Origin of the sequence: Streptococcus oralis, from assembly GCF_001578945.1 — a bacterium.
Classification (GTDB): domain Bacteria; phylum Bacillota; class Bacilli; order Lactobacillales; family Streptococcaceae; genus Streptococcus; species Streptococcus oralis_Q.
The window spans coordinates 1-710 of the sequence record NZ_KQ969585.1 but is presented as its reverse complement, the minus strand read 5'-3'; the positions used below and the strand labels follow the sequence as shown (position 1 = coordinate 710).

8 tRNA genes are annotated in these 710 nt (G+C 50.1%); all 8 read right to left on the bottom strand.

Annotated elements, in window-relative coordinates:
* Positions 1–6 precede the first annotated feature (6 nt).
* The 8 genes from SORDD16_RS09895 to SORDD16_RS09860 all read right to left on the bottom strand — a co-directional run bounded on the left by SORDD16_RS09895 (position 7) and on the right by SORDD16_RS09860 (position 707).
* A tRNA-Pro gene (locus SORDD16_RS09895) sits at positions 7–80 on the bottom strand.
* Between the two features lie 16 nt (positions 81–96).
* Positions 97–170 (bottom strand) — tRNA-Arg (locus SORDD16_RS09890).
* 11 nt (positions 171–181) lie between these two features.
* Positions 182–267 (bottom strand) — tRNA-Leu (locus tag SORDD16_RS09885).
* Positions 268–274: 7 nt separating this feature from the next.
* Positions 275–346 (bottom strand) — tRNA-Gly (locus tag SORDD16_RS09880).
* Between the two features lie 21 nt (positions 347–367).
* A tRNA-Thr gene (locus SORDD16_RS09875) sits at positions 368–440 on the bottom strand.
* Between the two features lie 11 nt (positions 441–451).
* Positions 452–533, bottom strand: a tRNA-Leu gene (locus SORDD16_RS09870).
* A 5-nt stretch (positions 534–538) separates the two neighbouring features.
* A tRNA-Lys gene (locus SORDD16_RS09865) sits at positions 539–611 on the bottom strand.
* 23 nt (positions 612–634) lie between these two features.
* Positions 635–707, bottom strand: a tRNA-Asp gene (locus SORDD16_RS09860).
* Positions 708–710: the final 3 nt, after the last annotated feature.

The window sequence follows — 710 nt, the reverse complement described above, 5'->3', positions numbered from 1 at the left end:
ATCAAATCGGGAAGACAGGATTCGAACCTGCGACACCTTGGTCCCAAACCAAGTACTCTACCAAGCTGAGCTACTTCCCGAGTTAAATAGAAAAAATGCACCCTAGAGGAGTCGAACCTCTAACCGCCTGATTCGTAGTCAGGTACTCTATCCAGTTGAGCTAAGGGTGCTCATTATTATATGCCGAGGACCGGAATCGAACCGGTACGATCGTTACCAATCGCAGGATTTTAAGTCCTGTGCGTCTGCCAGTTCCGCCACCCCGGCCTCTCTAAGCGAACGACGGGATTCGAACCCGCGACCCCCACCTTGGCAAGGTGGTGTTCTACCACTGAACTACGTTCGCATCAACCTCTTCTATTTTTAATGCCGGCTACATGACTTGAACACGCGACCCTCTGATTACAAATCAGATGCTCTACCAACTGAGCTAAGCCGGCTAATTCTACTATGCGGGTTAAGGGACTTGAACCCCCACGCTGTTAAGCGCCAGATCCTAAATCTGGTGCGTCTGCCAATTCCGCCAAACCCGCTTATATGACCCGTACTGGGCTCGAACCAGTGACCCTTTGATTAAAAGTCAAATGCTCTACCAACTGAGCTAACGAGTCTAAAATAATTTACATTATCTTAACGGTCCCGACGGGAATCGAACCCGCGATCTTCGCCGTGACAGGGCGACGTGATAACCGCTACACTACGGGACCTAT